This is a genomic window from Pseudomonas sp. GW821-FHT02B10, assembly GCF_059421865.1.
In genome coordinates this window covers 36,415-63,043 of the sequence record NZ_JBWKVU010000014.1, presented here as the reverse complement: position 1 = coordinate 63,043, position 26,629 = coordinate 36,415, and the positions used below count along the sequence as shown (strand labels likewise).

At 66.4% G+C, this 26,629-nt stretch carries 22 protein-coding genes; 5 read left to right on the top strand and 17 right to left on the bottom strand.

Translation table 11 applies throughout. The features are described from left to right. Positions 1–234: 234 nt before the first annotated feature. Both AC07VU_RS25145 and AC07VU_RS25140 read right to left on the bottom strand, forming a co-directional pair. Entirely contained in the window at positions 235–2,136 is a 1,902-nt protein-coding gene (locus tag AC07VU_RS25145) for an acyl-CoA synthetase (RefSeq protein WP_457276561.1), read from the bottom strand. Between the two features lie 215 nt (positions 2,137–2,351). Further along, positions 2,352–3,662, bottom strand: coding sequence for an MFS transporter (locus tag AC07VU_RS25140; RefSeq protein WP_277588975.1), 1,311 nt, complete (start codon positions 3,660–3,662; stop codon positions 2,352–2,354). Positions 3,663–3,843: 181 nt separating this feature from the next. Here AC07VU_RS25140 and AC07VU_RS25135 point away from each other — a divergent pair, with 181 nt between their 5' ends. Next, positions 3,844–4,971 carry a sugar diacid recognition domain-containing protein gene (locus tag AC07VU_RS25135; protein WP_092420231.1) on the top strand — a complete coding sequence of 376 codons (1,128 nt, stop codon included), beginning with the start codon at positions 3,844–3,846 and terminating at the stop codon, positions 4,969–4,971. A gap of 271 nt (positions 4,972–5,242) precedes the next feature. After that, positions 5,243–6,385, top strand: a complete 1,143-nt coding sequence (locus tag AC07VU_RS25130) for a glycerate kinase (RefSeq protein ID WP_087090579.1) — start codon at positions 5,243–5,245, stop codon at positions 6,383–6,385. Positions 6,386–6,548: 163 nt separating this feature from the next. Here the strand turns inward: AC07VU_RS25130 and hpaI are convergent, their stop codons facing one another. The 8 genes from hpaI to AC07VU_RS25090 form a co-directional block, all read right to left on the bottom strand. Further along, complete coding sequence (gene hpaI, locus AC07VU_RS25125; protein ID WP_274303439.1) at positions 6,549–7,349, bottom strand: 4-hydroxy-2-oxoheptanedioate aldolase; 801 nt, start codon at positions 7,347–7,349, stop codon at positions 6,549–6,551. A gap of 11 nt (positions 7,350–7,360) precedes the next feature. After that, a complete protein-coding gene (gene hpaH / locus AC07VU_RS25120) occupies positions 7,361–8,164 on the bottom strand; it encodes a 2-oxo-hept-4-ene-1,7-dioate hydratase (protein ID WP_495030682.1) in 804 nt (267 codons plus the stop codon). A gap of 2 nt (positions 8,165–8,166) precedes the next feature. After that, positions 8,167–9,474, bottom strand: coding sequence for an MFS transporter (locus tag AC07VU_RS25115; RefSeq protein WP_274303436.1), 1,308 nt, complete (start codon positions 9,472–9,474; stop codon positions 8,167–8,169). 145 nt (positions 9,475–9,619) lie between these two features. Continuing rightward, entirely contained in the window at positions 9,620–10,009 is a 390-nt protein-coding gene (locus AC07VU_RS25110; RefSeq protein ID WP_495030681.1) for a 5-carboxymethyl-2-hydroxymuconate Delta-isomerase, read from the bottom strand. A gap of 77 nt (positions 10,010–10,086) precedes the next feature. Continuing rightward, positions 10,087–10,944 (bottom strand): 3,4-dihydroxyphenylacetate 2,3-dioxygenase, encoded by an 858-nt coding sequence (hpaD, locus tag AC07VU_RS25105; protein ID WP_277588971.1) that lies wholly within the window; start codon positions 10,942–10,944, stop codon positions 10,087–10,089. 140 nt (positions 10,945–11,084) lie between these two features. After that, entirely contained in the window at positions 11,085–12,545 is a 1,461-nt protein-coding gene (gene hpaE / locus AC07VU_RS25100) for a 5-carboxymethyl-2-hydroxymuconate semialdehyde dehydrogenase (RefSeq protein WP_274303432.1), read from the bottom strand. Beyond that, entirely contained in the window at positions 12,546–13,346 is an 801-nt protein-coding gene (locus AC07VU_RS25095) for a fumarylacetoacetate hydrolase family protein (protein WP_274303430.1), read from the bottom strand. Between the two features lie 9 nt (positions 13,347–13,355). Beyond that, positions 13,356–14,042 (bottom strand): fumarylacetoacetate hydrolase family protein, encoded by a 687-nt coding sequence (locus tag AC07VU_RS25090; RefSeq protein ID WP_123411431.1) that lies wholly within the window; start codon positions 14,040–14,042, stop codon positions 13,356–13,358. 215 nt (positions 14,043–14,257) lie between these two features. Here AC07VU_RS25090 and hpaA point away from each other — a divergent pair, with 215 nt between their 5' ends. Beyond that, positions 14,258–15,169: a 4-hydroxyphenylacetate catabolism regulatory protein HpaA gene (gene hpaA / locus AC07VU_RS25085; protein WP_150051694.1), complete on the top strand. Its 912-nt coding sequence runs from the start codon at positions 14,258–14,260 to the stop codon at positions 15,167–15,169. A gap of 71 nt (positions 15,170–15,240) precedes the next feature. Continuing rightward, positions 15,241–16,335, top strand: a complete 1,095-nt coding sequence (locus AC07VU_RS25080; protein WP_457276556.1) for a DUF1176 domain-containing protein — start codon at positions 15,241–15,243, stop codon at positions 16,333–16,335. Positions 16,336–16,341: 6 nt separating this feature from the next. On the opposite strand, the gene AC07VU_RS25075 is transcribed toward AC07VU_RS25080, so the two are convergent. The 6 genes from AC07VU_RS25075 to AC07VU_RS25050 form a co-directional block, all read right to left on the bottom strand. Next, entirely contained in the window at positions 16,342–17,316 is a 975-nt protein-coding gene (locus tag AC07VU_RS25075; RefSeq protein WP_457276555.1) for a bifunctional helix-turn-helix transcriptional regulator/GNAT family N-acetyltransferase, read from the bottom strand. Positions 17,317–17,589: 273 nt separating this feature from the next. Beyond that, positions 17,590–19,269 carry a GMC family oxidoreductase gene (locus AC07VU_RS25070; protein ID WP_495030680.1) on the bottom strand — a complete coding sequence of 560 codons (1,680 nt, stop codon included), beginning with the start codon at positions 19,267–19,269 and terminating at the stop codon, positions 17,590–17,592. 32 nt (positions 19,270–19,301) lie between these two features. After that, positions 19,302–20,603: a carbohydrate porin gene (locus AC07VU_RS25065; protein ID WP_495030679.1), complete on the bottom strand. Its 1,302-nt coding sequence runs from the start codon at positions 20,601–20,603 to the stop codon at positions 19,302–19,304. A gap of 167 nt (positions 20,604–20,770) precedes the next feature. Beyond that, positions 20,771–21,835 (bottom strand): 2,3-butanediol dehydrogenase, encoded by a 1,065-nt coding sequence (locus AC07VU_RS25060; RefSeq protein WP_495030678.1) that lies wholly within the window; start codon positions 21,833–21,835, stop codon positions 20,771–20,773. Beyond that, the gene (locus tag AC07VU_RS25055; RefSeq protein ID WP_274303419.1) at positions 21,832–23,097 is read right to left on the bottom strand and encodes an MFS transporter; all 1,266 of its coding nucleotides are present in this window, start codon (positions 23,095–23,097) and stop codon (positions 21,832–21,834) included. Before AC07VU_RS25055 ends, AC07VU_RS25060 begins: the two co-directional genes overlap by 4 nt. Positions 23,098–23,135: 38 nt before the next feature. Beyond that, positions 23,136–23,669, bottom strand: a complete 534-nt coding sequence (locus AC07VU_RS25050; RefSeq protein ID WP_277588964.1) for a 2,4'-dihydroxyacetophenone dioxygenase family protein — start codon at positions 23,667–23,669, stop codon at positions 23,136–23,138. Between the two features lie 286 nt (positions 23,670–23,955). Between AC07VU_RS25050 and AC07VU_RS25045 the strand changes: the two genes are divergently transcribed. Next, positions 23,956–24,918, top strand: coding sequence for a helix-turn-helix domain-containing protein (locus AC07VU_RS25045; RefSeq protein WP_495030677.1), 963 nt, complete (start codon positions 23,956–23,958; stop codon positions 24,916–24,918). A 530-nt stretch (positions 24,919–25,448) separates the two neighbouring features. On the opposite strand, the gene AC07VU_RS25040 is transcribed toward AC07VU_RS25045, so the two are convergent. After that, a complete protein-coding gene (locus AC07VU_RS25040; protein WP_495030676.1) occupies positions 25,449–26,567 on the bottom strand; it encodes a class II histone deacetylase in 1,119 nt (372 codons plus the stop codon). Positions 26,568–26,629: the final 62 nt, after the last annotated feature.

Below are 26,629 nucleotides of genomic sequence, written 5' to 3'. Positions count from 1 at the left end.
GCCCGCTGCGCGGTCGTGCGCAGCCTGCGGCAGCGGCTACGGGTATCGCGGTGTACTGCACGCTGGCGCCCGACACCTGACGATGTAGCCGCTGCCGAAGGCTGCGCAAGGTCCGCAGGACCTCCTGCGATCTCGAGAGCGGCGCCCGCTGCGCGGTCGTACGCAGCCTGCGGCAGCGGCTACAGGTGAATGCCTTGAAGCGCGGCGACCCCGATGGCCGGGGCCGCCGGCAATTCAGGCCGAATGCAACTGGTAGCGCACCGCATAACCGCTCAGGCGCTGCTCCAGGGCCGCGCGGCGGGTGGCGTCCAGGCCGGGCACATGGATGTCCACCCGTTGCCCGTGGCGATCGTCGCTGACGGCTTCGACGCGGATGCCCTCGGCAACCTGGCGCACCTCGTCTTCGAACACCCGGCGAATGGCGTCCAGGCGCAGGGCCGGCTTGAAGGTCTTGCCCACGGCCGTCAAGGGGATCTGCTCGAGCAGCCAGACGTCCTTGGGCAGCGCGGCCCGTTCATGGATATGCCGCGCGGCGTGCTCCAGCAATTCGGCCGGGTCGGCGCTGGTGCCGGCCTTGAGCTGGACGTACACCACCGGCAGCTCGCCGGCCTTGATATCCGGCTTGCCCACCGCCGCGGCCATGGCCACGGCCGGATGGCGATGCAGGGCTTCTTCGATCATCTGCGGGTCGATATTGTGGCCGCCGCGGATGATCAGGTCCTTGCTGCGCCCGGTCAGCCAGATGTAGCCATCCCGGTCGATGCGCCCCAGGTCACCGGTGTTGAACCAGCCGCCGTCGAGCCACAGGCCCTGGTTCTTGTCGGCCTGCAGATAACCCTTGAACACCGTCGGCCCGCGCAGGCAGATGTTGCCGGGTTCGTCGGTGGCGGCGTCGCGCAGGTAATGGCCGTCGCTGTCGAGCACGGCGATCTTGACCTCGCAGTACGGCAGGCGCAGGCCGATGGAACCGGGGCGGCGCTCGCCGTCCTGGGGGTTGCAACTGGTGGCACAGGTGCCTTCGGTGAGGCCGTAGCCTTCGATGATCTTCAGCCCCGAACGCGCTTCGAACTGACGGATCAGTTCCACCGGCATGGGCGCGGCGCCACACACGGCAAAACGCAGGCTGGAGACATCGATGCCGTCATTGGGCACTTGCAGCAAGGCCGCATAGATGGTCGGTACGCCGCTGAAACAGCTGACCCGATAACGCTCCACCAACTGCCAGAAATCCTTGATCAGGGTCGGGTTGCGGTAGCCCTGGGGGCCGGCCAGCAGCACCTGGGCGCCGCGGTGGAAGGCGGACAGGCCGGTGACCATCACCCCGTTGACATGGAACAGCGGCAGCCCGCAGAGCAGCACGTCCCGCTGGTCGTAGTCGCCGTGCAGACCGATGATCTCGGCCATCGCCACTTCATTGAGGTGGCTGTGGGGCGCCAGTTTCGGCGTGCCGGTGGTGCCGCCGGTGTGGAAGTACGAGGCAATGTCGTCCGGCTGGATCACCCGGCCGCTTTCCAGGTGGTCGGCGGGGCAGGCGGCCAGCAGGCTGTCGAAGTCCAGCACGCCTTCCGGCATCGCCGGGCGCTGACTCTTGATCGCGCTGCGTTGCGGCTCGGGCAGCAGGTTGGCCAGGTCGATGGTGACTATGGCCTCCAGCTCCGGCAGGCGTTCGCGCAGGTTGGCGACCTTTTGCCAGAGGTCGGTGCCGGGGAAGGGCGCCAGGGTCACCAGCACCGTGGTGCGCGAGGCGCGGACCAGTTCGGCGATGTGCGCAGGCTCCAGCAGCGGGTTGATGGCGTTGACAATCCCGGCGGCCTCGCCGCCCCAGATCACGTAATGGGTCTGCGGCAGGTTGGGCAACAGGAACGACACCGCCTTGCCCGGGCGGATGCCCAGCCGGTGCAGGGCGTTGGCGGTACGGGTGACCTGGGCGAACAACTCGGCGTAGCCGATGTTCCAGGGCTGGTCCTGGATGCTGCCCTGGGGCAGGAAGGTCAGGGCGGTGCGCTCGCCGAAACGGCTGGCCGAGCGTTGCAACAGTTCATAGGTGCTGGCGGGAAGATTGCGCCGGGCCAGGGGCTGCTGTTGTTCGAGGGCTTGGATATCGCTGAGGCGGGCGAGGGAGATGGGCGCGGTCATGATCGTGTGGGTCTTCCTTCGGTAAGGTCTGCGAGGGAGTCATCAATCGATCCAGCCAATGGAAAACTGCCGCGGCCGGATGTCTGTCCGATATACCACGGGTGTGCTCGGGTGGGCTGTTGCTTTTTGTAGCGAGGCGGTGACAAACCCGCGGTTTGTCCCGGGAAGCCGGGCCCGCCAGAGGGCGGGCTCGGAGGCAGGCTCGGAGGTATGGCTCAGCGTTTCAGCGTGCGGGTCATGCGCAGCGCCAGCAGGCTACCCGCGACGATGACACCGGCCAGCAGGTACAGCGCGGCATCGGTGGAGCCGGTGCTGTCCTTGACCCAGCCGACGATGTAGGGGCTGAGGAAGCCGGCCATCTGGCCCATGGAGTTGATCAGCGCCAGGCCCCCCGCGGCGGCGCCGGCGCTGAGTAGCGCGGTCGGCACCGGCCAGAACATCGGCAGGCCGGTGAGGGCGCCCATGGTGGCGAGGGTCAGGCCGAGGATGGCGAGGGTCGGGTTGGCGGCGAAGTTGACCGCGATCAGCAGGCCGATGGCGCCCATCAGCATCGGTACCACCAAATGCCAGCGGCGTTCCTGGCGCAGGTCGGCCGAGCGACCGACCATCAGCATGAACAGCGCCGCCAGCAGATAGGGAATGGCGCTGAGCCAGCCGATCACCAGGTTGTCACTGAAGCCGAGGTTCTTGATGATCGACGGCAGCCAGAAGTTGATGGCGTACACGCCACTCTGGATGCAGAAGTAGATCAGGCCGAACGCCCAGATGGCCGGGTTCTTGAACACCGCCGCCAGGGAGTCGCCGCTGGTGCGTGGCTTGCTCGCGGCGTCTTCGGCCTGGTCGGCTTCCAGCAGCGCGCGTTCCTGCGGGCTCAGCCACTTGGCGTGGGCGAAGTTGTCATTGAGCAGGAAGTACGCCAGGGCGCCGAGGATCACCGTGGGGATGCCCTGCAGCAGGAACATCCACTGCCAGCCGGCCATGCCGCCCTGGCCCGCGGCGAAGTGGTTGAGGATCCAGCCGGAGAACGGGCTGCCGAGCAGGCCGGACACCGGGATCGCCGACATGAACAGGGCCATGATGCGCCCGCGGCGAAAGCTCGGGAACCACTGCGAGAGGTACAGCACCACGCCGGGGAAGAAGCCGGCTTCGGCGGCGCCGGTGAGCAGGCGCAGGCTGTAGAACTGGGTCGGGGTGGTGACGAACAGCAGGCAGGTCGACAACGTGCCCCAGGCGATCATCATCAGCGCGATCCAGCGCCGCGGGCCGAACTTGTTCAGCGCCAGGTTGCTCGGCACGCCGCACAGCACGTAGCCGATGAAGAAGATCCCGGCACCCAGGCCGTAGACGGTTTCGCTGAATTTCAGGGCATCGAGCATCTGCAGCTTGGCAAAGCCGACGTTTACCCGGTCCAGGTAGTTGAACAGGTAGCAGATGAAGATGAAGGGGATCAGGCGCAGGGTGATGCGCTTGTAGACGGCGTTTTTATCGTCATCGGTGGCCAGGGTGGCAGCGGCGCTCTGTGACATGGTGTGTCTCTCTTTATTATGATTTTTTGCGATGCGAGGTTAACGTTGATCGCCCCGAGAGTCTCGGTCACCCCATGGGCCGCTGTCTTTGTGCCGGCGCACAGGCTTTGCCGGCATCCCCTGTGCCGGTGAACAAGCCTTTGTCATCGCCCCGAGCCCGCTTTCCTAGGAACACGCCGCTATGTTCGAACTCGATCACGACCTGGCGCAGGACATTGTCGACCGGACGATGGCCATCCTGCCCTACAACGTCAACGTCATGGACAGCCAGGGCCTGATCCTTGGCAGCGGCGAGCCCGAGCGCATCAACACTCGCCATGAAGGCGCACAACTGGTGCTGGCCAACGGCCGGGTGGTGGAGATCGACGCGCAGACCGCCAAGCACCTCAAGGGCGTGCAGCCGGGGATCAACCTGCCGCTGCTGCACGACCAGCGGCTGATCGGCGTGCTGGGCATCACCGGCGAGCCGGAACTGCTGCGCACCTATGCCGAGCTGGTGCGCATGACCGCCGAGATGCTGGTGGGCCAGCGCCACCAGCAGGCCGAACAGCAATGGCGCCGCCAGCGTTGCGACGACTTGCTGGCGCTGCTGCTCAGCGACAGCGGGGATTCGCCGCGGCTGGTGGATGAGGCGCAGCAGATGGGCCTCAAGCCGCAGCTGCCGCGCACGCCCTATCTGTTCGAACTGGGCCCATCCCAGGAGGGCGGGGCGCAGACCGTCGAGGCCCTGAGTGCCTGGCTGATGTCCCGTTACCCGGACAGCTGGTGCGTCAGCTCGGCCAAGTCCTCGTTGCTGTGGTGCCGGCCGGCGACCCTGAGCGTCGACAACCCACGGCTGCTGGAGAAACTCGACAGCCTGGGCTGGAACATCCTGCGTATCGCCGTGGGCGGCCAGGCCGACGGGCTGGCGGGGCTGCGCCGTTGCTACCGGCGGGTCGGCGACCTGCTCGCCTATGGCCGCGACGTGCTGCCCCAGTCGCGCTTGCTGACCCTCAATCGTTTCCGCCTGCCGGTGATGCTCTGGCGCCACCGCAATGACGATGCCCTGGACGAGTTGCTCAACCCCTTGCGCAAGGTTATCGCCAAGGATGCCAATGGCCAGCTGCTGGCGACCCTGCGCAGTTGGTGCGACCACGACGGCCAGAGCCAGGCCTGTGCCGACGCACTGGGCATCCACCGCAACAGCCTGCGCTACCGCATGGAACGCATCGCCGAACTCAGCGGCGTCGACCCGCTCAAGCTCGACGGCATGCTGGCGCTGTACCTGGGGGTGCAACTGTTGCCGCAGACCGAGCCATCCCCGTTGTAATGCCAGGCCCTGTAGCCGCTGCCGTAGGCTGCGATCGGGGCAGCGCCCCGTAAACCCGGCGACGCGGTATGTCTGTCTATCGGTGTGGCGCGGTTCTGCGACCGCTGCGCGGTCGTGCGCAGCCTCGCCAGGGCTCGACAGCGGCTACAGACGCGTGCGATGCAGCTATTGTGAAAATGAACAATAAAGCCGCCCCGCACTTGTGCAGCGGACCGGGGTCAAGGTCGCGGCCAACTGGCAGCATGGGCGCCATAAGAACCGGAGATAGCCCATGAAAATCATCATCGCCCCCGACTCCTTCAAGGACAGCCTGAGTGCCTCTGGCGTGGCCAGCGCCATCGCCGACGGCCTGGCGCGGGTGTGGCCGGACGCGCAGCTGATCCAGTGCCCGATGGCGGACGGCGGCGAAGGCACCGTGGAGTCGATCCTCGATGCCTGCGAGGGCCAGTTGCGCACCACCCGGGTCCAGGGACCGCTGGGCGCGCCGGTGGAGGCGCGCTGGGGCTGGCTGCCGCAGAGCCACACCGCGATCATCGAAATGGCCGAGGCCAGTGGCCTGCAACTGGTGCCGCCGGGCCAGCGCGATGCCTGCACCAGCAGCACCCTCGGCACCGGCGAGCTGATCCGCGCGGCCCTGGATGCCGGCGCGCGGCGGGTGATCCTGGCCATTGGCGGCAGCGCCACCAACGACGCCGGCAGCGGTGCCTTGCAGGCGCTGGGCGTGCGCCTGCTGGATCGCGATGGCCAGGCCTTGCCCCTGGGCGGCCTGGCCCTGGCGCGGGTCGCGCGGGTCGACCTGAGCCACCTCGATCCGCGCCTGGCCGAGGTGCGTTTCGAGATCGCCGCCGACGTCGACAACCCGCTCTGTGGTCCTCACGGCGCCTCGGCGATTTTCGGCCCGCAGAAGGGCGCGTCGCCGCAGCAGGTCGAACAACTGGACCGCGCCCTCGGCCAGTTCGCCGACCAGGCCGCGCGGGTGCTGGGCAAGGACGTGCGCGACGAGCCGGGCAGCGGCGCCGCCGGTGGCCTGGGGTTCGCCGCCAAGGCGTTCCTCGGCGCGCGGTTTCGTCCAGGGGTGGAAGTGGTGGCCGAGCTGGTGGGGCTGGCCGAAGCCGTGCAGGGCGCGGACCTGGTGATTACCGGCGAAGGTCGCTTCGACGCCCAGACCCTGCGCGGCAAGACCCCCTTTGGCGTGGCGCGCATCGCCAAGCAACACCAGGTGCCGGTGATCGTGATCGCCGGGACCCTGGGCGAGGGCTACGAGCAGATGTATGAGCACGGGGTGGATGCGGCCTTTGCCCTGGCCAGCGGCCCCATGACCCTGGAGCAGGCCTGTGCCGAGGCGCCGCGCTTGTTGCGCGACAGGGCCGCGGACATCGCCCGGGTCTGGCGCCTGGCGGCGCGCCAGGGCTGAGGCCCGTAGCCCCGTAGCCGCTGCCGAGCCTGCGAGGCTGCGATCGGTCGCGTAGCGGCCGCAACGGGGCCAACGCGGTTATCCAGACCCAACGCGAATCTCAGGTTTTGCGCCTGCTGCGCAGTCGATCGCAGCCTCGCGGGCTCGGCAGCGGCTACAGGGGTTAGTAGACCCCGCCACCCGAGGTAGGCGCCGCCACCTCCTTGTACTGCCCCAGCAACCCCTGCAAGCCCTTCATCAGCACAGTGGTATCTACCCCCACGGCGACGAAGTTCGCCCCCAGCTCGATATAGCGCTGCGCCAATGTGCGGTCGGCGCTGAGGATGCCGGCCGCCTTGTCGGCTTTGCGGATGCGCGCGATGGCGTCCTCGATCGCCGCGACCACCTCGGGATGCCCCGGGTTGCCGCGATGGCCCATGGACGCCGAGAGGTCGGCCGGGCCGATAAACAGGCCATCGACTCCATCAAGGGCAGCGATGGCATCCAGGTTGGCCAGGCCTTCTAGGTTCTCGATCTGCAGCAGCAGGCACATCTGCTCATCGGCCTGGTCCAGGTAACCGGGGATGCTGTTCCAGCGCGACGCCCGGGCCAGGGCGCTGCCGACACCACGGATGCCCGCGGGCGGATAACGCATGGCGCGTACCAGCTGCCGGGCCTGCTCGACGCTTTCGACCATGGGGATCAGCAAGGTCTGGGCGCCGATGTCCAGCAGTTGCTTGATCAGCGCGGTGTCGCCCACCGGCGGGCGAATGATGCCTTGCACCGGGTAGGGCGCGATGGCCTGCAACTGGCCGAGCAGGCTGTTGAGGTCGTTGGGCGCGTGTTCGCCGTCCAGCAGCAGCCAGTCGAAACCGGCGTTGGCCGCCAGCTCCGCGCAATAGGCATTGGCCAGGCCCAGCCACAGGCCGATCTGCGGCGCGTCCTGGCGCAGGCGTTGCTTGAAATGATTGATCGGCAGTTGCATGAGCGTTCTCCTCAGACAAAACGGCAGGCGATGCTGCCGAGCTGATCGTAGTCGACGTGGAAGGTATCGCCGGGTCGGGCGGCCACCGGGCGGGTGAAGGAACCGCCGAGGATGATCTGCCCGGCCTCCAGGCCGACGTCGTAGGCCGCCAGTTTGTTGGCCAGCCAGGCCACGCCCTTGGCCGGATGGTTGAGCACCGCGGCGGACACCCCGGACTCCTCGATCACGCCGTTGCGATAGAGCACCGCCGGCACCTTGCGCAGGTCGATATCGTTGGGGCGCACCGCGCGGCCGCCCATGACCACGCCAGCGTTGGCGGCGTTGTCGGAGATGGTGTCGAACACCTTGCGCGTGACCTGGGTCTGCGGGTCGACCTGCTGGATGCGCGCGTCGATGATCTCCAGGGCCGGGATCACCCATTCGGTGGCGTCGAGCACATCGAACAGCGTGCAGTCCGGGCCCTTGAGCGGCTTGCCGAGGATGAACGCCAGTTCTACCTCGACCCGCGGCACGATAAAGCGCTGGAACGTAATGTCGCTGCCTTCCTCGAACAGCATGTCGTCCAGCAGGGCGCCGAAGTCCGGTTCTGTGATGTTCGACGACACCTGCATGGCCCGCGAGGTCAGGCCGATCTTGTGCCCAACCAGCTTGCGCCCGGCGCGGATCTTGTGTTCCACCCAACTGCGCTGGATGGCGTAGGCGTCCTCGATAGTGATGCCGGGAAACTCCAGCGACAGCTGGGCGATCTGTTCCCGATTGCGTTCGGCGGCGTCGAGGCGGGCGGCTGCCTGCTGGATGTCCGAAAGGCTGAGCATGGTTATTTCTCCTGGGGATTGACGATAAGGGCTGGCACCCGCAATACCAGCCAGGCGCCGAAGGCGATCAGCAGGGCCAGGGCATACAGGGCGAGGCTGGCGCTCTGGGTGGCGTCGCGGACCACGCCGATCAGGTAGGGCGCGAGAAAGGCGGCGATGCTGCCGAAGGAACTGATCAGGGCGATCCCCGCGGCCTGGGTGTTGCTGGCGAGAAAGGCCGGCGGCAGTTGCCAGAACATCGGCAGCGCGGCGCTGGCGCCCATGCCGGCCACCAGCAGCCCGGTCATCACCAGCCAGGCGTTGTCCGGGGCGACGCCTGCGACGATCAGGCCGAGGCTGGACATCAGCAGTGGCACGCCGAGGTGCCAGCGCCGTTCGCGCAGGCGGTCGGAGGAACGGCCGACACCGATCATGAACAGGCAGCCGGCCAGGTACGGCAGGGCGCTGAGCATGCCGACGCGGCTGTCGCGGGCGATGCCGGCGTGGTGGATCAGGGTCGGCATCCAGAAGGCGATGGTGTTGACCGCCAGCATCACCGCGAAATAGATGCATACCAGCAGCCAGATATGTCTGTCCTGGAGGATGCCGGCGAAGCGGGTGATCGGCTTGTGCTGTTCCTCCTCACTCAGGGCCGCGTGCAGTTGCTGCTTTTGTGGGGCACTCAGCCAGCCGACGCTGTCGATGCTTTCCGGCAGCGCCTTGAGCACCACCAGGCCGAGCAGGACCACCGGCAGGCCTTCGATCAGGAACATCCACTGCCAGCCGCGCATCCCGCCCAGGTCGTGAAAGCTTTCGAGAATCCAGCCCGACAGCGGTCCGCCGATCACCCCGGCCATGGGCACGGCAATGGCGAACAGCGCGGTCACCTGGCCGCGGCGGCTGGCCGGGAACCAGCGGTTGAGCAGCACTAGGATGCCGGGGAAAAACCCGGCCTCGGCCACCCCCAGCAGAAAGCGCAACAGGTAGAAGCCGGCGGCGTTGTCCACCAGCAGCATGGCGCTGGACAGCAGGCCCCAGACCACCATCAGGGTGGCGATCCAGCGGCGCGGCCCGACCCGGTCCAATGCCAGGTTGCTGGGCACGCCGAACAGCGCATAGGCGATGAAGAACAGGCCGGCGCCGAAGCCGTAGACGCTGTCGCTGAAGCCCAGGTCCTGGGTCATCTGCAACTTGGCGAAGCCGATGTTGATGCGGTCCAGGTGGGCGAAGATGTAGCAGGTGAACAGCAGGGGCATCAGCCGCCAGGTGATCCGGCGATAGGTGTCGTTGGTCTCCACCGCGCTGGGCAGGGCAAGGGTCGAGCTGGACATGGGCGGGTCTCTTTTATTGTTCTTGTCGATAGGGCACGGACTCTGTAGCCGCTGCCGAAGGCTGCGATCGGCCGGGACGGCCGCAGCGACTTCAAGATCGCTGAAGGCCTTCGGCCTTATCGCAGCCTGCGGCAGCGGCTACAGGTCACGCTTGCCGCTTGAGAAACTCATGCACGTTGTTGTGCTTGAAGTTCAGCTCGGCATCCAGCTCGCTCATTTCGAACGACAGCGCCAGCAGGCGCTGGGCCTGGAGCTCGGCGAAGTGCGCCTTGATGATCTCGAACAGGTCCTCGGCGACCTTGCGTCTTGTCGCCAGGTCGCGCCCGGCGCCGACTTGCAGGCGCATATGGACGAAGGCGTAGTCGTGCTTGCCGTCGGCCATGCGCCAGGTGTCCAGGCGCACGCCGCGGCTGCGGATGCCACCCAGCGGAAACACGCCGCTGGCCCCGAGGTAGTTGTGGACCTTCTCGAACAGCCCTGGCAGGTCGGCGGGTTGCTCGATGTTGTCGGTGTATTCAGCGATGAAATGCGGCATGTGATCCTCCTTGCGGGCGAGCCTTCGGCGGCCAGCCCTGGAAATCCAGGGCTGGGTTGGCGAGGCTGGCGCGGCGTCTAGAGCGGGAAAATGGCGTTGATCTGGCCGGTGCCGGAGCTGCCGAAAGGCGCGGTGACGATTTCCGCCGGCTGGTTGTATTCGGGGCCGCCGAGCAGGCCCAGGAGCATGGCGGTGTCGTGCATCCGGCCTTCGCCGAAGCAGTGCTCGGCGTAGTCCGGGAGCATCGAGCAGAACTCGCGGAAGCGCCCCTGTTGCCACAGCTCGACCACTCGCAGGTCCATCTGTTTGTCGAACTCGCGGGTCCAGTTGTGGATGTTGGCTTCGGCCTCGCGGTCGTCGGAGAAACGGTGCGACAGGGAGCCGGAGGCCAGCACCAGGACCTTGCGGTCGCTCTTCTCGATGGCACGGCGCACCGCGGCGCCGAAGGTGAAGCTGTCTTCGAGCTTGTGCCAGGCACACCAGGCGGCGATGGAAATCACCTGGAAATGCTGCTCCGGCGGTACGTCCATGTGCATGTAGCGCATCGGCACCAGGGTGCCGTACTCCAGCTCCAGGCTGGGGATGTTGTGGGCGAGGGTGCGCACATCGGCGGCATTGGCTTGGGCGGCAATCAGCTCGCCCAGTTCCGGGCAGCCGTGGTAGTCGTAGTCCATGTTCTTGATGAAGTGCGGCAGTTCGTTGCTGGTGTAGGTGCCCTTGAAGTGCTCGCCGCAGTTGATGTGGTAACCGCTGTTGACCAGCCAGTGCACGTCGAACACCACGGCGGTGTCGGCCCCCAGCTCACGGGCGCGACGGGCAATTTCCTTGTGCCCGGCGATCGCCGCTTCGCGACAACCGTGGTGCTTGCCCGGCAGTTCGGACAGGTACATCGATGGAACGTGGCAGACCTTGGCGGCCATGACGACTTCGCCCATGGTGCTTCTCCTGAAACATCTTATTGTTCGGCCCGTAGCCGCTGCCGCAGGCTGCGATAAGTCCCGCAGGGACTTCAAAGAGCGGCGTCTCGTTCCGAGACGAGCGCAGCCTTCGGCAGCGGCTACAGGATTGCAAAACCTTACACGCCCCAGCGCGGGATGTGGTGGCTACCCATGGAGATACAGATGTTCTTGATCTCGGCAAACACCTCGAAGCTGTACTCGCCGCCTTCGCGGCCGGTGCCGGAGCCCTTGACCCCACCGAACGGCTGGCGCAGGTCGCGCACGTTCTGGCTGTTGATGAACACCATGCCGGCCTCGATGCCACGGGCCAGGCGATGGGCCTTGCCGATGTCCTGGGTCCAGATATAAGAGGCCAGGCCGTACTCGGTGTCGTTGGCCAGTTGCAGGGCCTCGGCCTCGTCCTTGAACGGGATCAGGCAGACCACCGGGCCGAAGATCTCTTCCTGGGCGATGCGCATCTTGTTATTGACGTCGGCGAACACCGTCGGCTGGATGAACTGGCCACGGCTCAGGTGCGCCGGCAGGTTGGCCGGGCGCTCCAGGCCACCGGCGAGGAGGGTGGCGCCTTCTTCGATACCGATACGGATATAGCCGGTGACCTTGTCGTAGTGGGCCTGGGTAATCATCGAGCCGACCTGGGTCTTCGGGTCCTGCGGGTCACCGACGATCAGGCGCTTGGCGCGGGCGGCGAACTCGGCGACGAACTGCGGGTACACGCTTTCCTGGACGAAGATCCGGCTGCCGGCGGTGCAGCGTTCGCCGTTGAGCGAGAAGATGGTGAACAGCGCCGCATCCAGGGCGCGCTCCAGGTCGGCGTCTTCGAAGATCAGCACCGGCGACTTGCCGCCCAGTTCCATGGAGTACTTTTTCAGCCCCGCGGTCTGCATGATCTTCTTGCCGGTGGCGGTGCCGCCAGTGAAGGAAATGGCGCGCACGTCCGGGTGGCGCACCAGGGCATCGCCGGCGGTGGCGCCGTAGCCCTGGACGATGTTCAGCACACCATTGGGAATGCCGGCTTCGACCGCCAGGCGCCCCAGTTCGTTGGCGGTCAGCGGCGACAGCTCGGACATCTTCAGCACCGCCGTGTTGCCCAGCGCCAGGCACGGCGCGGTCTTCCAGGTGGCGGTCATGAACGGCACGTTCCACGGCGACACCAGCGCGCAGACGCCGACCGGCTGGTACAGGGTGTAGTTGAGCATCTGGTCGTCCACCGGATAGCTGTGGCCATCCATGCGGGTGCAGACCTCGGCGAAGAAGTCGAAGTTGTGCGAGGCGCGGGGGATCAGCACGTTTTTGGTCTGGTGGATCGGCAGGCCGGTGTCGAGGGTTTCCAGCTCCGCCAGGTGCGGCACGTTCCGGTCGATCAGCTCGCCCAGCTTGCGCATCAGCCGCGCGCGTTCCTTGGCCGGGGTATTGGCCCATTTCGGAAAGGCTTCCTTGGCCGCCGCGACCGCCTGGGCGATTTCCCCGGCACCGCCGCTGGCCACTTCACCGATGGCCTCGCCGGTGGCCGGGTTGTAGTTGACGAAAGTGTCTTGGCTTTCGACCTCGCGGCCGTTGATCCAATGTTTGATCATTTATGCGTGCTCCTTGGCCGCTCGTTGCGTGTCGTGTTGCGCCTTGATCCTGAAGAACTCCGCCTCGCTGACGATGCGGTTGACCAGCCGGCCGACGCCTTCGACTTCCACCACCACTTCGTCGCCGGGCACCACATCGGACAGGCCTTCCGGGGTGCCGGTGGCGATCATGTCGCCGGGTTGCAGGGTCATGAAGCTGGACAGGTATTCGATCAGGTAGGGGATGTCGAAGATCATGTCGCAGGTGCTGCCTTCCTGGCGCAACTCACCGTTGACCCAGGTGCGCAGCTTCAGCCGGTTCGGCTCGGGCACGTCGGCGACGTCGACTATCCACGGCCCGACCGGGGTGGTGGCGTCGCGGTTCTTCACCCGCAGGTTGGGCCGGTAGTAGTTTTCCAGGTAGTCGCGGATCGCGTAGTCGTTGCACACCGTGTAGCCGGCCAGGTAATCCAGGGCGTCCTCGCGCTTGACGTTGCGCGCGGTCTTGCCGATCACCGCCACCAGTTCGCACTCGTAGTGCATGTAGGCGACGTTGTCCGGGCGCCAGGTGACCTGGTTGTGGCCGGTGTAGGTGCCGGGGGACTTGATGAACACCAGCGGCTCGGTCGGCGGCTTGAAGGCCAGTTCGGCGGCGTGGTCGGCGTAGTTCAGGCCCAGGGCGAACATGCTGCCGGTGGCCGGGGGCAGCCACTCGACCTGATCCTCGGCGAGCACACGGCCATCGGCCAGTTTCACGCTGTTGGGCGCGTTGACCACGACGTTGTGGACCTGGCCTTGATAACGGATGCGGGCGTGTTTCATGACGGCTCCTTATTCAGCGGCTACTTCGGCGGCTATTTCTTCAGCGACAACGTGATTGGCGAGACGGCCCAGGCCGCTGATCTCCACTTCGATGCGGTCGCCGGGCTTGACGTCGACGCGGCCTTCGGGGGTGCCGGTGATCAGCACATCGCCCTCGTGCAGGGTCATGAACTCGCTGATTTCGGCGATCAGTTGGGGAATACCGCGCACCAGGTTGGCGGTGCTGTTGCGTTGCCGCAGTTCACCGTTGACCCACAGCTTCAGTTCCAGATCATGGGGATCGCGCACCTGGGCCGCTGGCACCAGTTCCGGGCCGAAGGCGCAGAAACCGTCACGGCACTTGGCCTTGACGGCGGGGCGGTAGTAGCTGTCTTCCGGCAGGCTGAACTCGTTGACGATGGTGTAGCCGGCCACATGCTGCAGGGCGTTTTCCACGCTGACCCGGCTGGTGCTCTTGCCGATCACCACGCCCAGCGCCGGGCCCGGTTGCAGGCGCTCGACGCCTTGCGGATAGATCACGGCGCCGCCGTGGACATTGCGCGTGTTGGGGGTTTTGATGAACAGCACCGGCTTGACCGGTGGCTTCTGGTAGGGCGGCTGGGTGAAGGATTCCAGGTGGCTGCGCAACAGGCCCTGGTAGTTCAGCGCGACGCCGAACAGGGTGCCGGTGGCGACTTCATGCAGTGCACGGCTCATTGTGGTTTTCTCCTGAGCATCGCGGAAGACGAGGTGATTTCGTTAATGTGTTAACGTTATATTTAATATGTTAACGATCGTCAAGCGCCGGCCAGGAGCCGACCACCAACTGTCCGCCCCGTGCTGGTGAACAGGCCGCGAATCACGCAGGATGTGGGCGTTTGTCGCGGGTAAAAAATAAAAACGCCGCGGGCGAAAACAAGAGACACGCCACCATGAGCGATCGCCAGCCGATCCCCAACATCAACATCGGCCAGGTCTACGACCAGCGCTACGCCGACTCGCAGGTGCATTACGACAAGCTGAGCAACCTGGCCGGGTTCTTCGGCCGCAACATGCCGGTGCACCGCCACGACCGGTTTTTCCAGGTGCACTACGTGAAAAGCGGCGCGGTGCGGGTCTACCTCGACGACCAGCAATACCTGGAATCGGGGCCGATGTTTTTCCTCACGCCGCCGACCATTGCCCATTCCTTCGTCACCGAGGCCGACAGCGAAGGCCACGTACTGACCGTGCGCCAGCAGCTGGTGTGGGAGCTGATCGAAGCCGACAGCCGTCTCGCCAGCGGCCCCCAGGTGGCGCCGGCCTGCGTGGCCCTGGCGCGCCTGGACCCGGGGTTCGCCGGCGAGGCGCGGCGCCTGGCGCTGCTGTTCGATGAGTTGCAGGAGGAAGTCGCCGGGCAGGGCGCCGGGCATGCGCCGGCGCTGGAAGCCCTGACCCGGTTGATCCTGATCAGCCTGCTCAGGCTTTCGGCCAATTCCCTCAAGGCCCGCCCGGCGCGGCATGAAGACCTGCACATCTTCCATCGCTTCAACGAACTGATCGAAGCCCGCTACCTGGAGCATTGGCCGCTGTCGCGGTATGCCGGGCAGATCGGCGTCACCGAGGCGCGTCTCAACGACGTCTGCCGGCGCATCGCCGACCTGCCGTCGAAACGCCTGGTGTACGAGCGCCTGATGCAGGAGTCCAAGCGCCTGCTGCTGTTCACCGCCAGTTCGGTGAACGAAATCTGCTACCAGCTGGGGTTCAAGGACCCGGCGTATTTCAGCCGGTTCTTCCAGCGCTACGCGAAGATGACGCCGGGGGAATACCGGGCGCGCCAGGGTGCGGCGAAACCCTCGTCCTGAGGGCAAAAAAGCTGGGAGCGCCAGCGCGCTGCGTGGGACAATCGGCGCTTTTACCCGACAAGGAAAGTCCCATGTTGCAGTGCACCCTGATGGTTCTTTTGCTGACCGCCAGCGCCGCCCAGGCGCTGGCGCAGAACGCCGCGGAAAAGGTGCCGTTGCTGCGCCAGACCAAGGAATGGATCACCGGCTGCGATAACCTGCGCAGCTGCCACGCCTTGAGCGCGCCCAACGGCGAGCACGGTGTGCAGTACAGCAGCCTGACCCTGCACATCCAGCGTCGCGCCGGCCCCGACGGCCCGCTGGAAATACGCCTGGACCAGCGCGGCGAACCCGCCGAGCTGACGGCCTTGCGCCTCGACGGCCAGCCGCTGGAGCCACAGCTGCTGGACGCCCTGGTGCTGTTGCCGGAGAAGAAGGGCGCGCAGATCCAGGTCACCCGCTATGAAATCGCCGACCCGGCCCGGGCCCGCCAATGGCTGGAACGCCTGCGCAATGCCGAGGAACTGAAGCTGGAGGGGAACGACGAAGCCCGGGTGCCATTGTCCGGGTTGTCGGCAGCGCTGCTGCTGATGGACTCGGTACAGGGCCGGGTCGATGGCGTGACGGCGCTGTGGCGGCCAGGCCAGCGTCCGGCCAGCGAGGTGCCGGCGCGACCGCTGCCGGCGCAGCTGCGGGCTTATCCGGGGGCACCGGAACTGACGGAGGCGCAGCGCACGCGGATCTCGGCGGCCGCGGTGAAATTCGCCGCGCCAGGCACGCCCAACGACGATGAAGACTTTGTGGCCGAGCCCCAGGTCGAGGTCTATCCGCTGACCGCGCAGCGGGCGTTGACGGTGGTGCTGAGCGACTGCGCGGCCTACAACTGCGACTACCTGATCAACAGCTGGTCGCGCGGCAACCCGCCGCAGCTCGAGGAATTGCGCCGGCAAGCCATGCCCATGAGCAACGCGGACGGCTCGGGCGGCGCCCACTACGACCCCAAGACCGGGGTGCTGACCACCTTCTATCTGGCGCGCGGCATTGGCGACTGCGGTGAAACCGGGCGCTGGCTGTTCGACGGCGAAAGCTTCCAGCTCAGCGATTACCGGCAGATGCCGACCTGCAATGGCTTGTCCTCCGAAGACTGGCCGCGGCTGTGGAATATCGCGCCGCCGGCCAATCGCTGAGGCGTTTCAGGCCAGGCCGGGATGGCGGCGCGCGAACTTCTGTTCCAGCACGGTCTTGCCCCATTGCGCCGCCGGCTGTTCCTCCACCAGCTGGAAGCCGAAGGCTTCGTACAGGTGCCGGGCGGCGTCCAGGCCGCTGAAGGTCCACAGATAGCAGGAGGTTGCCCGCACCCGGTCGCAATGCTCCAGCGCCGCCTTGAGCAGCAGGCGACCGGTGCCGGTGCCACGGGCCGCCTCGTCGAGGATAAACCAGCGCAGATGGGCGACTCTGTCGGCCTGAGGGCGATCCGCGGCGTCGCCGAGGTCGATGGCGATCGAGCCGACGATCTGCTCGTCCAGCACCGCCAGCCAGACGCCGTTATCGGGCTTGTCCAGGCGCTCGCTGAACTCCGCCAGACCCGCCGCGACGCGCTGTTCAAAGAACTGCCCGAAACCCACCAGGCGTGAGTAGTAGTGCGCATGCAGCTCGGTGATGCGGCCGATCATGCCCGGCCGATAGCCACGGAGCACGCTCGGGGTGGCCGCGGCGATCTGCGCATGGCCCAGGCGGCAGGCCTGCAGCGCCTGGCCATAACTGCGCAGTCCGGCGACCACCTGGCTTTGCTCGCGGGGCGCCAGCAGGCGCAGCGCCTGTTGCACCTGGGCGCTGCCAAAGGCATGGAGCGCGGCGACCTGTTTGCGCCCGCTGGCGGTCAGGCCCAGGTGCTTTTCCCGGGCATCGGTGGGGCTGGGGCTTTCCTGGATATCGCCGCGCTCGATGAGCTTGCCCAGCAGGCGGCTGACCGAGGACTTCTCCAAATTCAGGGTCTTGCCCAACTGGGCGGCGGTGAGCGGGGCGTGCAGGTCGAGTTCGATCAGCGCATGCACCGCCGAGGGCGGCAGATCGGAACCGGCCAGAGTACTGCCCATGAAACCCAGCTCGCGCACCAGTTTGCGCGATTCGTTACGGATCTGATCCACCAGCGGCGACGGCGATGACATGGCGTGGCTCTCGATATAGTTGTGCGGTGCAACTATATGCCTGGGGTACGGCAAAATCCATACACCTATAAACGCGGACTCCTTTTGGGAGATACCGATCAAAACTGTAGGAGCGAGCTTGCTCGCGATGGACCTGAGCGCGCCGCGTTCATCCGATTAGTACGCGTTATCGTTAACGACCATCGCGAGCAAGCTCGCTCTTACAATGGATCACCGGCGTTTGATCGATTGGCATTAGCCCTTGGCCCACCCGCGGCTGCGGTTGGCCGTTTTTCAGCCAATGACAGGCGCGGGTATCTGTTGTTCCAGGCGAGCGGGAACCTGAAGGCTCGGCGCCGGTTTACCCAGCAGCAGATCCGCGGCCTTTTCGCCGATCATGATCGCCGCCGCGTTGGTGTTGCCGGTGGTCAGGCTCGGCATGATCGATGCGTCGGCCACCCGCAGGCCCTGCACGCCGTGGACCCGCAACTGGTCGTCGACCACCGCCTGGGCGTCGTGGCCCATCTTGCAGGTGCCGACCGGGTGGAACACGGTGCCCAGGCTGTCGCGAATCCACTGCTCGATCTGCGCCTGGCTTTCCACCTGCGGGCCGGGCACCAGCTCGCCCTTGAGGCGCCGGGAGAAGGCCTGGCTCGCCGCCAGCTGGCGCACCAGGCGCACGCCCGCCACCAGCTTGCGCAGGTCTTCCGGGTGGCTGAGGAAGTTGCTGTCGATGATCGGCTTGTCATGGGGATCGGCGCAATTGAGCCGGACCTGGCCACGGCTCTGTGGGTGCATCACCGCGATGTGCAGGCTGACCCCATGGCCCAGCGGCACCAGGCGCTGGGGCTGGTTCTTCAGCGCTGGGGCGACGATCAGGCCCAGCTCCGGGGCGGCGTCCTCGGGATGCAGGCGCAGGAAACCGCCGGACTCCACGGTATTGGAGGTCAGCGGGCCGCTGCGCCGGCTCAGGTACTGCCAGGGCGAACGGGCCAGGGGCAACAGGCCCTTGGCCGAGATCCCGTAGGTCAGCTCGCTGTCGCAGCGGTACATCAGCACCACGTCCTGATGGTCCTGCAGGTTGTGGCCGACTCCCGGCAGTTCATGGCGCTGGGCGATGCCATGGCGCGCCAGTTCCTCGGCCGGGCCGATGCCGGAGAGCAACAGCAGCTGCGGCGAGTTGATCGCCCCGGCGCTGAGGATCACTTCGCGCCGGGCCTGGAGCTGGAACACCGCGCCATCCTGGCTGACCTCGACGCCACAGGCGCGATTGCCCTCCAGCAACACGCGGTGGGTCAGGGTCGAGCTCAGTACGCTGAGGTTGGGCCGCGACAGCGCCGGGTACAGGAAGGCCCGCGCGGCGCTGCAACGCTCGCCGTTGATCTGGGTGACGTGGAAGGGGCCGTAGCCTTCCTGCTCATCGCCGTTGAAGTCCGGGTTGTAGCGCCAGCCCAGTTCCTGGGCGGCCTGGTAGAACACCTCATTGATAGGGCTCGGGCTGCGTTGCGCGGCGACGTTGAGTTCGCCGCCCTGGCCGTGCCAGGGCGAGGCGCCGGGCTCGAAATGCTCCGAGCGCAGGAAGTACGGCAGCAGTTCGTCGTAGCTCCAGCCCTGGTTGCCGGCCGCCGCCCAGCGGTCGTAGTCGCTGCGGTGGCCGCGGATGTAGATCATGCCGTTGATCGCGCTGGAGCCGCCCCAGAGCCGGCCACGGGGGCAGGGGATCGGGCGCGCGCCACTGGCGGCCTGGGCGCTGAACTGATGCATCCAGTTCCACTTCGGGTTGGCGATCAGGCGGATGATGCCCGCCGGGGTGCGCACATAGGCGCCGGGAAACAGGCTGCGGTCGCTGGGGCCGGCTTCGATCAGGCAGACGCTGAGCTGCGGGTCGGCGGACAGCCGGTTGGCCAGCACGCAACCGGCCGAGCCGGCCCCGACCACGATGTAGTCGAACGAACGCGGGGCAGAGTCAGTCATGGGAGATACCTCGTTGGCAGTGAAAAGCAGGTTTACAGCCCCAGCGCCGCGCCGACGTCGTACATGACTTGCAGGCCGACGACAAAACCGTTGCCGCTGAGCTCGCGGGCCTCGGGGTTGTAGAAGTTGTCCGGGTTGATCAGGTACTGCACGCTGGGTTCGAGCGCCAGGTGCCGGGTCAGGGCGAAGTGGCCGTTGGCCTCGATGGCGTACACGTTGCGTTCGCCCAGGCGGTGGTCGCCGCCGTTGGCGATCCGCGCCTGTTGCTGGAAGCGCAGTTGGTGGTCGTTGAGGCGCAGGTAGCTGGCCTTGAGGTTGAGCTTGTCCTGGGCGCGGTCGAAGGGCGCCAGGTAAGTCAGGCCGATCTCGGCGAAATGGCTGAAGGGCTGCTTGTCGTCGGCCGCCAGGGACAGCGAACCGAACGCCAGCAGCGCCTGGGGCGCGGTGCGCTGGCCGCCGTCGGCCCGCCAGAAGCCTTGCTGGAACTTGAAGAAGGCGCCGCCGGTGCCGTGCTCGCTGGCGCCGGTCAGCGGGTCGTGCTGGTTGGCGGTGTTGTAGTAGCCATTGAGTTCATAGTGGGCGCTGTAGGCGCCGTCGTGCTTGCTGCCGATGCCCAGCAGCAGGCTGGTGCCGCTGGCGTCGTCGGTGCTGAAGTCCAGGCCCTTGCGTTTTTTCAGGTAGTCCACCGGGTTCGATTCGAAGGCCCCGGCATGCACATACAAACCCGGCGTCGCCTGGTACTTCAGGTAGCCGCCCCAGCTGCCGTAGGGCGGCGGCAGGATGCCGGTGGACGAATCGATGATCGGGTCGTTGCAGGTGACCACGGTTTCGCAGTTGTAGATATAGAAGTAGCGCCGCGCGTTGGTGCGTCCCAGGCTCATGTCGACCTGGCCATCGAGCCAGGTCTGCTGGTAGGTCAGCAGGCTCAGCTGGTTGCTGGTGATGTCGTTGTGGATCGGCGCGCCGGCGAAATAGCTGCCGGCGGCGCCTTGCCAGTTGCGCGAGGTCGGCTGGCCGGTGGCGGTGTCGAGGATGAAGAAGGTTTCTTCGAAATGAACGGCCGCGCCTGTAAGGCCGGCGAGGGTATCGAGGTCGAGGTCGGCGCCGACGAACAGGTCGCCGCTGTTGCCGAAGCTGTGTTCACGCGGACCGGTGTCGAGATTCTTCATCGACAGGCTCCAGAACTGCACATGGGGTCGGATGCCGTAGCCGGCCAGTTGCTCGCCGAGCCCGGCCAGCGGGCCTTCGCGGTTGGGTGCTGGAGTCTCGGCGTGGCACAACGGGGTGAACAGGACCGCCGCCAGCAGCGGGCACAGCAGGAGAGTGCTTTTCATGGTCGATACTCGTTTCTTGTTGTTTTTGTGATGAGTCGTTCAGCTCTGTAGCCGCTGCCGAAGGCTGCGATCGGACGCGCAGCGTTCGCCAACGGGTTACCAGGGTGCTGCCGATTGCGCTGGCGAGGACTGCGTCCTCGATCGCAGCCTGCGGCAGCGGCTACAGGTCATGCCTTGGCCAGTTCGGGGTTGGGATTGACCAGCACCTTGATCTGGCTCTTGTCCCGCAGCAGTGCCTCGAAGCCGTGCTCCACGGCCTGGTCCAGGGTCACGCAGCGGGTCACGGCGCGGGTCAGGTCCAGGCGGCCGCTGGCCAGCAGCTCGATCAGCGGCGGGTAGGCGTTGCGATAGCCCACGCTGCCGAGCAGGCGCAGTTCGTGGTTGACCAGGTGGAAGGCATCGACGCTGACCTCGCCCATCAGGCCCACCAGCACCACCTCGCCGCCCTTGCGCAGCGAGTGCAGGGCCAGGCTCAGGGTCTGCTGGCTGCCGGCGGCCTCGAAGGCCGTGTCGACGCCGCCACCGCTCAGTTCGTGCAGGCGTTGCGACAGGTCGGAGGCGTGGCCGTCGAGCACTTCCTGGGCGCCGAAGTCGCGGGCCAGTCGCCGGCGTTCCGGGCTGATGTCCACGGCGAAGATCCGCTCCACGCCGCGCAGGCGCGCCAGCAGGATCAAGAGCAGGCCTATAGGACCGAGACCGAACACCACGCAGCTGTCGCCGGCCAGCAGGCTGCTCTGGTTCAGCGCGTGAAAGGCCACCGCCGCCGGCTCCAGCACCGCGGCCTGCTTGAAACTCACCGAATCCGGCAGCGGGTGCAGCATGTAGGCCGGCACCAGCACCTGTTCGGCGAAACCGCCGTCGCCCATCAGGCCGATAAACCCCATGGACTGGCAGAGGTTGTACTGGCCGGCGCGGCAGTACTGGCAATCGCCGCAGCGGTACTCCGGTTCCACCGCCACCCGGCTGCCGACCCGGACCCGGTCGACGCCCGCGCCCACCGCCAGGACCTGGCCGCAGAACTCATGGCCGAGGGTCAGCGGCGCGCGGCAACCGGACAGCGGGTGGGGCACCTGTTGTGGGATCGAGTGCGGGCCGTCGGCGTATTCGTGCAGGTCGCTGCCGCAGATACCGCAGTAGGCCACCTTGACCAGCACCTCGCCCGGGCCGGGCTGCGGCAGTTGCAGATCGCTCAGGCGCAAGTCGCGGGCGGCATGCCAACGCAATGCTTTCATGGCTGGTTTCCTTGCAGGACAGGAGAGGGGGAAGGTTCGGCGCGGCGGCCGCGTGCCAGGACCGCCGGCGCGGTTTCCTTGAGGAACAGTGCCAGCAGCGCCGCCAGCAGGGCGCCGCCGCAGGAGATCCACATGACGATGGACAGGCCGAAACGGTCGGCGGCAAAGCCGGCGATGGTCGGTGAGACAAAACCGCCCACCAGCTCGCCGATGCCCATGATCATGCCCAGGGCGGTGGCCATGACCTCACGGGGCACGGTTTCCGCCGGGATGGTCGCCATGAACAGGGTGAAGCAGCCCAGGCCCGTGTAGGTCAGCAGCATCAGCACGCCCATCAGCAGCGGGCTGTTGGCGTAGAGCAGGGCGATCGGGCAGCAGGCGGCGATCAGCGAGAACAGCACCAGGGTCGGGCGGCGGCCGAAACGGTCGGAAATCGCCGCCACGCCGAAGCCCCACAGCACCCAGGCGCCGCCCAGGCAACTCATCACCGTGCCCATGCTCGCCGGGCTGTAGCCGCGGACCTTGACCAGGAAGGTCGGGGTGAAGGAAATGAGGATCACGAACCAGGTGAGGAACACGCAGCTGATCAGGGTGCAGAGCACGATGTTGCGGCTTTTCAGCAGGGCCAGGCGATTGACCGGAGCAGCAGGAGCGTTGTCCGTGATCGGTGCCGGCGGCGCGTCGTTGCGCACATAGCGCCAGATCAGCAGGGCGATCAGCAGCCCGGGGATCAGCGAGACGATAAAGGCATGGCGCCAGCCGTAGGCTTCGGCCAGGGCGATCAGCACCGGCGGGCCGATCACCGCGCCCAGCAGCCCGGCCGCCGAGCCTTGCAGCAATCCCATGTTCAGGCCCCGGCGATGGGGCGAGGAGGCCTCCACCATCAGCGATTGCGAGAGCGGCAGGATCGGCCCTTCGGCCAGGCCCATGATGCCGCGGAACAGCAGCAGGCTGAGAAAACCGGTGACCAGCCCCGACAGCGCCGAGCACAGGGAAAACAGGATCACCGCGACGATCAGCAGCGGCTTGCGCTTGCCACGGCGGTCCGACCAGGCCCCGACCAGCGCGCCGGACACCGCCCAGGCCAGGGCCAGGATCGACGACAGCATGCCCAGGTGGCTGTTGCTCAGTTGCAGCTCGTCGGCCATGAAGGGGAACAGGAAGGACAGGGCCAGGCGATCGAAAAAGACGAAGCCGAACGTCAGGAACAGCACGCCCAGCAGGATGTTCTCGTAACCGGCTTTATTGTTGTTGTAAGCCATGGTCGTTCTCCGCGGGAGGGACAGGTGAAGTCGAGACTTCAGCGAAACAGCGTGTCGATATAGGCCGCGCCGAGGCCGATCTTTTCGTAGTGCGCGCGGCACAGGGCGATGTAGGAGTGCACGTCGAAGTAACCGTCCGGCTCGCCCTGTTCGTCGAGCCAGATCAGCGGACCCTTGACGATGAAAAACGCGCGCATCGGTTGCTCGTGCTCGTAGGCCACCAGGGTGTGGCCTTCGCCCGGGGTCTCGTAGACGAAGTCGCCGGCGGTGGCGGTCCAGTCGTGCTCCAGGTAGCCCCACTTGCCGGACAGGGTGTAGGCGAACACTTCGTGGGGGTGGTAATGCCGGTTCACCAGGCCGGCGCTTCTGGCCATGAGGATGTCGCACCAGCGGTTCTCGCTCGGCGAGATCCACAGCGGCCGCGAGGACACGGTTTCGGTGAAGGGCACATACAGCTTCAGGTCGTCGCTGGCGGCATTGGGCAGGTAGACCTCGGGCTTGGCGTCCGGCTTGAAGCAATTGGCGATCGGTTGCAGGTCTTTCCAGAATTCACGGCGGGCGGCTTCGGGCATGGTCGGCCTCTATTCGTTGTGGGAGTCGAGGCGACTTTAGGCGCGGCGCGCGGGCGGGGTTTTATCCAATCGGACGGGATTGTTGACTGGATCGGACGAGACTTTTCCTACAGGCTTCAGGGACGCCGTTTACCCTGGCAATCGACTTGTGCCCACTGCGTTTCACGTTGACAGGGCATAAGCTTCATATGTTAATGAATCGCCGTGAGCGCCACCTGTCGCGGCCTCGGAATCCGGTCACTGCCTTGCCGACCGGGAATGCTTCCTAGCCATGAGAAGAATAAAAATGTCTCCATGCGCCTTGCTCGAAACCCGGCATGCCTGCACCCAGAGCATTGCCCTGGATCAGCGGCTGGCCTTCTGGGAGGACTACAACGCCTCCACCCTGGTCGGCCTCAAATGCACTTCCTTTTGTGAGAGCGGTTTTGCCGCCAGCCAGGACAACCTGCAGCTGGAGGGCATGCGCCTGGCGCGGATCGAGGGCAACGAGCACGTGGTCGAGCGTGACAACTCGATGATCCGCGCGGTGCCCAAGGAGTCGGTGTTCGTGTCCTTCGTCACCGGCAGCGGCTCGTTCTTCTATCAGGATGGCGCCTGCCAGTTGCTCGAACCGGGCGAGCTGATCGTCTACCGCACCGACAAACCCTATCTGTTCGGGTTCTCCGGGCCGATGCGCCAGTTCATTTACGACATTCCCCAGGCGCTGTTCGCCGAGCGCTGCCTCAAGCGTTTCGACCGTCCGCTGAAGATTGGCGGGCAAAGCGGCGTGCAGCGCCTGTTGCTGCGCACCCTGGGCGAGCGCACCGGAGGCTTTTTCCAGCAGCCGCTGAGCGAGGACGCCGAGAGTTATCAGAACCAGGCGCTGGAGCTGTTGGCCAGCCTGATCGCCGGGCAGGCGGGAGAGCGGCGGATCAATGCCCTGAGCGCGTCCTATCTGCTGGCGGCCAAGCAGTGCATCAGCGAACAGCTGGCCGACCCTGGCCTGAGTTGCGAGCGGGTGGCCGCGCAGACCGGCATTTCCCCACGGCACCTGAGCCGCCTGTTCGCCCTGGAAGACAGCCAGCCCAGCCGTTTTATCCTGGAAAAACGCCTGCAACAGGCCCATGACCTGCTGAGCAGCCCACGGGGAGCCGGCCTGGATATCGGCGAAATCGCCTACCGTCATGGCTTCACCAGCCAGGCCCACTTCGCCCGGGCGTTCAAGGCCCATTACGGCCAGACTCCAAGCGAAGTGCGCGCGTCACTGTAGCCGCTGCCGAAGGCTGCGATAGGTCCGAAGGACCTCCAGCGTCTGAGAGATCGCAGCGCCCGTTCCGGTCGATCGCAGCCTGCCGCAGGCTGCGATAGGTCCGAAGGACCTCCAGCGTCCGAGAGATCGCAGCGCCCGTTCCGGTCGATCGCAGCCTTCGGCAGCGGCTACAGGTCGGTGGCCAGCCAGACGCATTTCGCGGCATTTAAGCCCCGTTACGGCCAGCCTCGAGCGAGATTCGCAAACCCATGTAGCCGCTGCCGCAGTCTGTGATAGGTCCGAAGGACCTCCAGCGTCCGAGAGATCGCAGCGCCCGTTCCGGTCGATCGCAGCCTGCGGCGGCGGCTACAGGTCGGTGGCCAGCCAGACGTATTTCGCGGCATTTAAGCCCCGTTACGGCCAGCCTCGAGCGAGATTCGCAAACCCATATAGCCGCTGCTGCAGGCTGCGATAGGTCCGAAGGACCTCCTGCGGCCGGGAGATCGCTACGCCCGTTCCGGTCGATCGCAGCCTGCGACAGCGGCTACAGGTCAGTGGTCGTTGAGGAAGCTTTGTGCCAGATCATCGATCAGCTGGCGCTGAAACGCCTGGAACCGGGGATTGGGCTGCTGCAGCTGCACGAATTCCAGCATCGGGTCGGTCACCGCGGTCCTGACGCCGGCCAGCTCCTCGACCGTCGCCAGCCCGCAGAAGGGCACATAGGCTTCGGAATAACCGCCCTCATGCACCAGCACCAGGCGGCCCTGGCACAGGCGCTCGGCGGCTTCGCGCACCTGGCGGGTCATGGCGCGGAACGATTCGCTGTGCAGCAGCATCCGCGCCAGCGGGTCGACCGCGTTGGCGTCGTAGCCGCAGGCAACGATGATCAGCTCCGGCTCGAAGCGCTCCAGGGCCGGGATCACGATGCGTTGCAGGGCATGCAGGTAGGCGTCGTGGCCACTGCCGGGCAGCAGCGGGATATTGAGGTTGGCCCCCAGCCCGGCGCCGCGGCCACGGTCCTGTTCGCCGCTGTAGCCGGGCGGGAAGCAGCCGTCCTGGTGCAGGGAAAGGGTCAGCACGTCGCCGCGCTCCTCGAAGATCGACTGGGTGCCGTTGCCGTGGTGCACGTCCCAGTCGATCACCGCGACCTTGCCCAGGCCGCGCCTGGCCTTGGCCGCCTCGATGGCGATGGCGATATTGGCCAGGAAGCAGAAACCCATGGCGCCGTCGGCCAGGCAATGGTGCCCCGGCGGACGCGACAGCGAGTAGGCGTTGTCGGCTTCGCCGCCGAGCACCGCGTCCACCGCGGCGATGGCCAGGCCGGCGGAGAGCCGGGCGATTTCGTAGCTGCCCGGGCCGATCGGCGCTTGCGGGCCGAGTTCGCCGCCACCGGCCTCGCTCAGGGCCTTGAAGCGTTGCAGGTACTCGGTGCTGTGCACCCGCAGCAAATCCTCCTCACTGGCAGCCGTGGCACTGCGCACCTGCAGGTGGCGGGTCAGGCCGGAGACGTCCAGCAGGCTTTTCAGGCGGCGCTTGGTTTCCGGCGATTCGGCGTGCCCGGCCGCGGCGGGCGGTTGCACCCAGCCGCCCACCGGCAGCGTCAGCGCATGCAGCCCGGCGCTGTGCCAGAGGCTGAGTTCATCGAAGAAAAACGCGGTTTTACGGGTCATGGGCATATCCATCTATCTATGGGACGAAAATTTGTAGCCGCTGCCGCAGGCTGCGATAAGGC

What these genes read in the sequence shown, in the direction of transcription:
- AC07VU_RS25145 (WP_457276561.1), bottom strand. Translation starts at nt 2,136, where the DNA reads ATGACCGCGCCCATCTCCCTCGCCCGCCTCAGCGATATCCAAGCCCTC.
- AC07VU_RS25140 (WP_277588975.1), bottom strand. Translation starts at nt 3,662, where the DNA reads ATGTCACAGAGCGCCGCTGCCACCCTGGCCACCGATGACGATAAAAAC.
- AC07VU_RS25135 (WP_092420231.1), top strand. Translation starts at nt 3,844, where the DNA reads ATGTTCGAACTCGATCACGACCTGGCGCAGGACATTGTCGACCGGACG.
- AC07VU_RS25130 (WP_087090579.1), top strand. Translation starts at nt 5,243, where the DNA reads ATGAAAATCATCATCGCCCCCGACTCCTTCAAGGACAGCCTGAGTGCC.
- hpaI (WP_274303439.1), bottom strand. Translation starts at nt 7,349, where the DNA reads ATGCAACTGCCGATCAATCATTTCAAGCAACGCCTGCGCCAGGACGCG.
- hpaH (WP_495030682.1), bottom strand. Translation starts at nt 8,164, where the DNA reads ATGCTCAGCCTTTCGGACATCCAGCAGGCAGCCGCCCGCCTCGACGCC.
- AC07VU_RS25115 (WP_274303436.1), bottom strand. Translation starts at nt 9,474, where the DNA reads ATGTCCAGCTCGACCCTTGCCCTGCCCAGCGCGGTGGAGACCAACGAC.
- AC07VU_RS25110 (WP_495030681.1), bottom strand. Translation starts at nt 10,009, where the DNA reads ATGCCGCATTTCATCGCTGAATACACCGACAACATCGAGCAACCCGCC.
- hpaD (WP_277588971.1), bottom strand. Translation starts at nt 10,944, where the DNA reads ATGGGCGAAGTCGTCATGGCCGCCAAGGTCTGCCACGTTCCATCGATG.
- hpaE (WP_274303432.1), bottom strand. Translation starts at nt 12,545, where the DNA reads ATGATCAAACATTGGATCAACGGCCGCGAGGTCGAAAGCCAAGACACT.
- AC07VU_RS25095 (WP_274303430.1), bottom strand. Translation starts at nt 13,346, where the DNA reads ATGAAACACGCCCGCATCCGTTATCAAGGCCAGGTCCACAACGTCGTG.
- AC07VU_RS25090 (WP_123411431.1), bottom strand. Translation starts at nt 14,042, where the DNA reads ATGAGCCGTGCACTGCATGAAGTCGCCACCGGCACCCTGTTCGGCGTC.
- hpaA (WP_150051694.1), top strand. Translation starts at nt 14,258, where the DNA reads ATGAGCGATCGCCAGCCGATCCCCAACATCAACATCGGCCAGGTCTAC.
- AC07VU_RS25080 (WP_457276556.1), top strand. Translation starts at nt 15,241, where the DNA reads ATGTTGCAGTGCACCCTGATGGTTCTTTTGCTGACCGCCAGCGCCGCC.
- AC07VU_RS25075 (WP_457276555.1), bottom strand. Translation starts at nt 17,316, where the DNA reads ATGTCATCGCCGTCGCCGCTGGTGGATCAGATCCGTAACGAATCGCGC.
- AC07VU_RS25070 (WP_495030680.1), bottom strand. Translation starts at nt 19,269, where the DNA reads ATGACTGACTCTGCCCCGCGTTCGTTCGACTACATCGTGGTCGGGGCC.
- AC07VU_RS25065 (WP_495030679.1), bottom strand. Translation starts at nt 20,603, where the DNA reads ATGAAAAGCACTCTCCTGCTGTGCCCGCTGCTGGCGGCGGTCCTGTTC.
- AC07VU_RS25060 (WP_495030678.1), bottom strand. Translation starts at nt 21,835, where the DNA reads ATGAAAGCATTGCGTTGGCATGCCGCCCGCGACTTGCGCCTGAGCGAT.
- AC07VU_RS25055 (WP_274303419.1), bottom strand. Translation starts at nt 23,097, where the DNA reads ATGGCTTACAACAACAATAAAGCCGGTTACGAGAACATCCTGCTGGGC.
- AC07VU_RS25050 (WP_277588964.1), bottom strand. Translation starts at nt 23,669, where the DNA reads ATGCCCGAAGCCGCCCGCCGTGAATTCTGGAAAGACCTGCAACCGATC.
- AC07VU_RS25045 (WP_495030677.1), top strand. Translation starts at nt 23,956, where the DNA reads ATGTCTCCATGCGCCTTGCTCGAAACCCGGCATGCCTGCACCCAGAGC.
- AC07VU_RS25040 (WP_495030676.1), bottom strand. Translation starts at nt 26,567, where the DNA reads ATGACCCGTAAAACCGCGTTTTTCTTCGATGAACTCAGCCTCTGGCAC.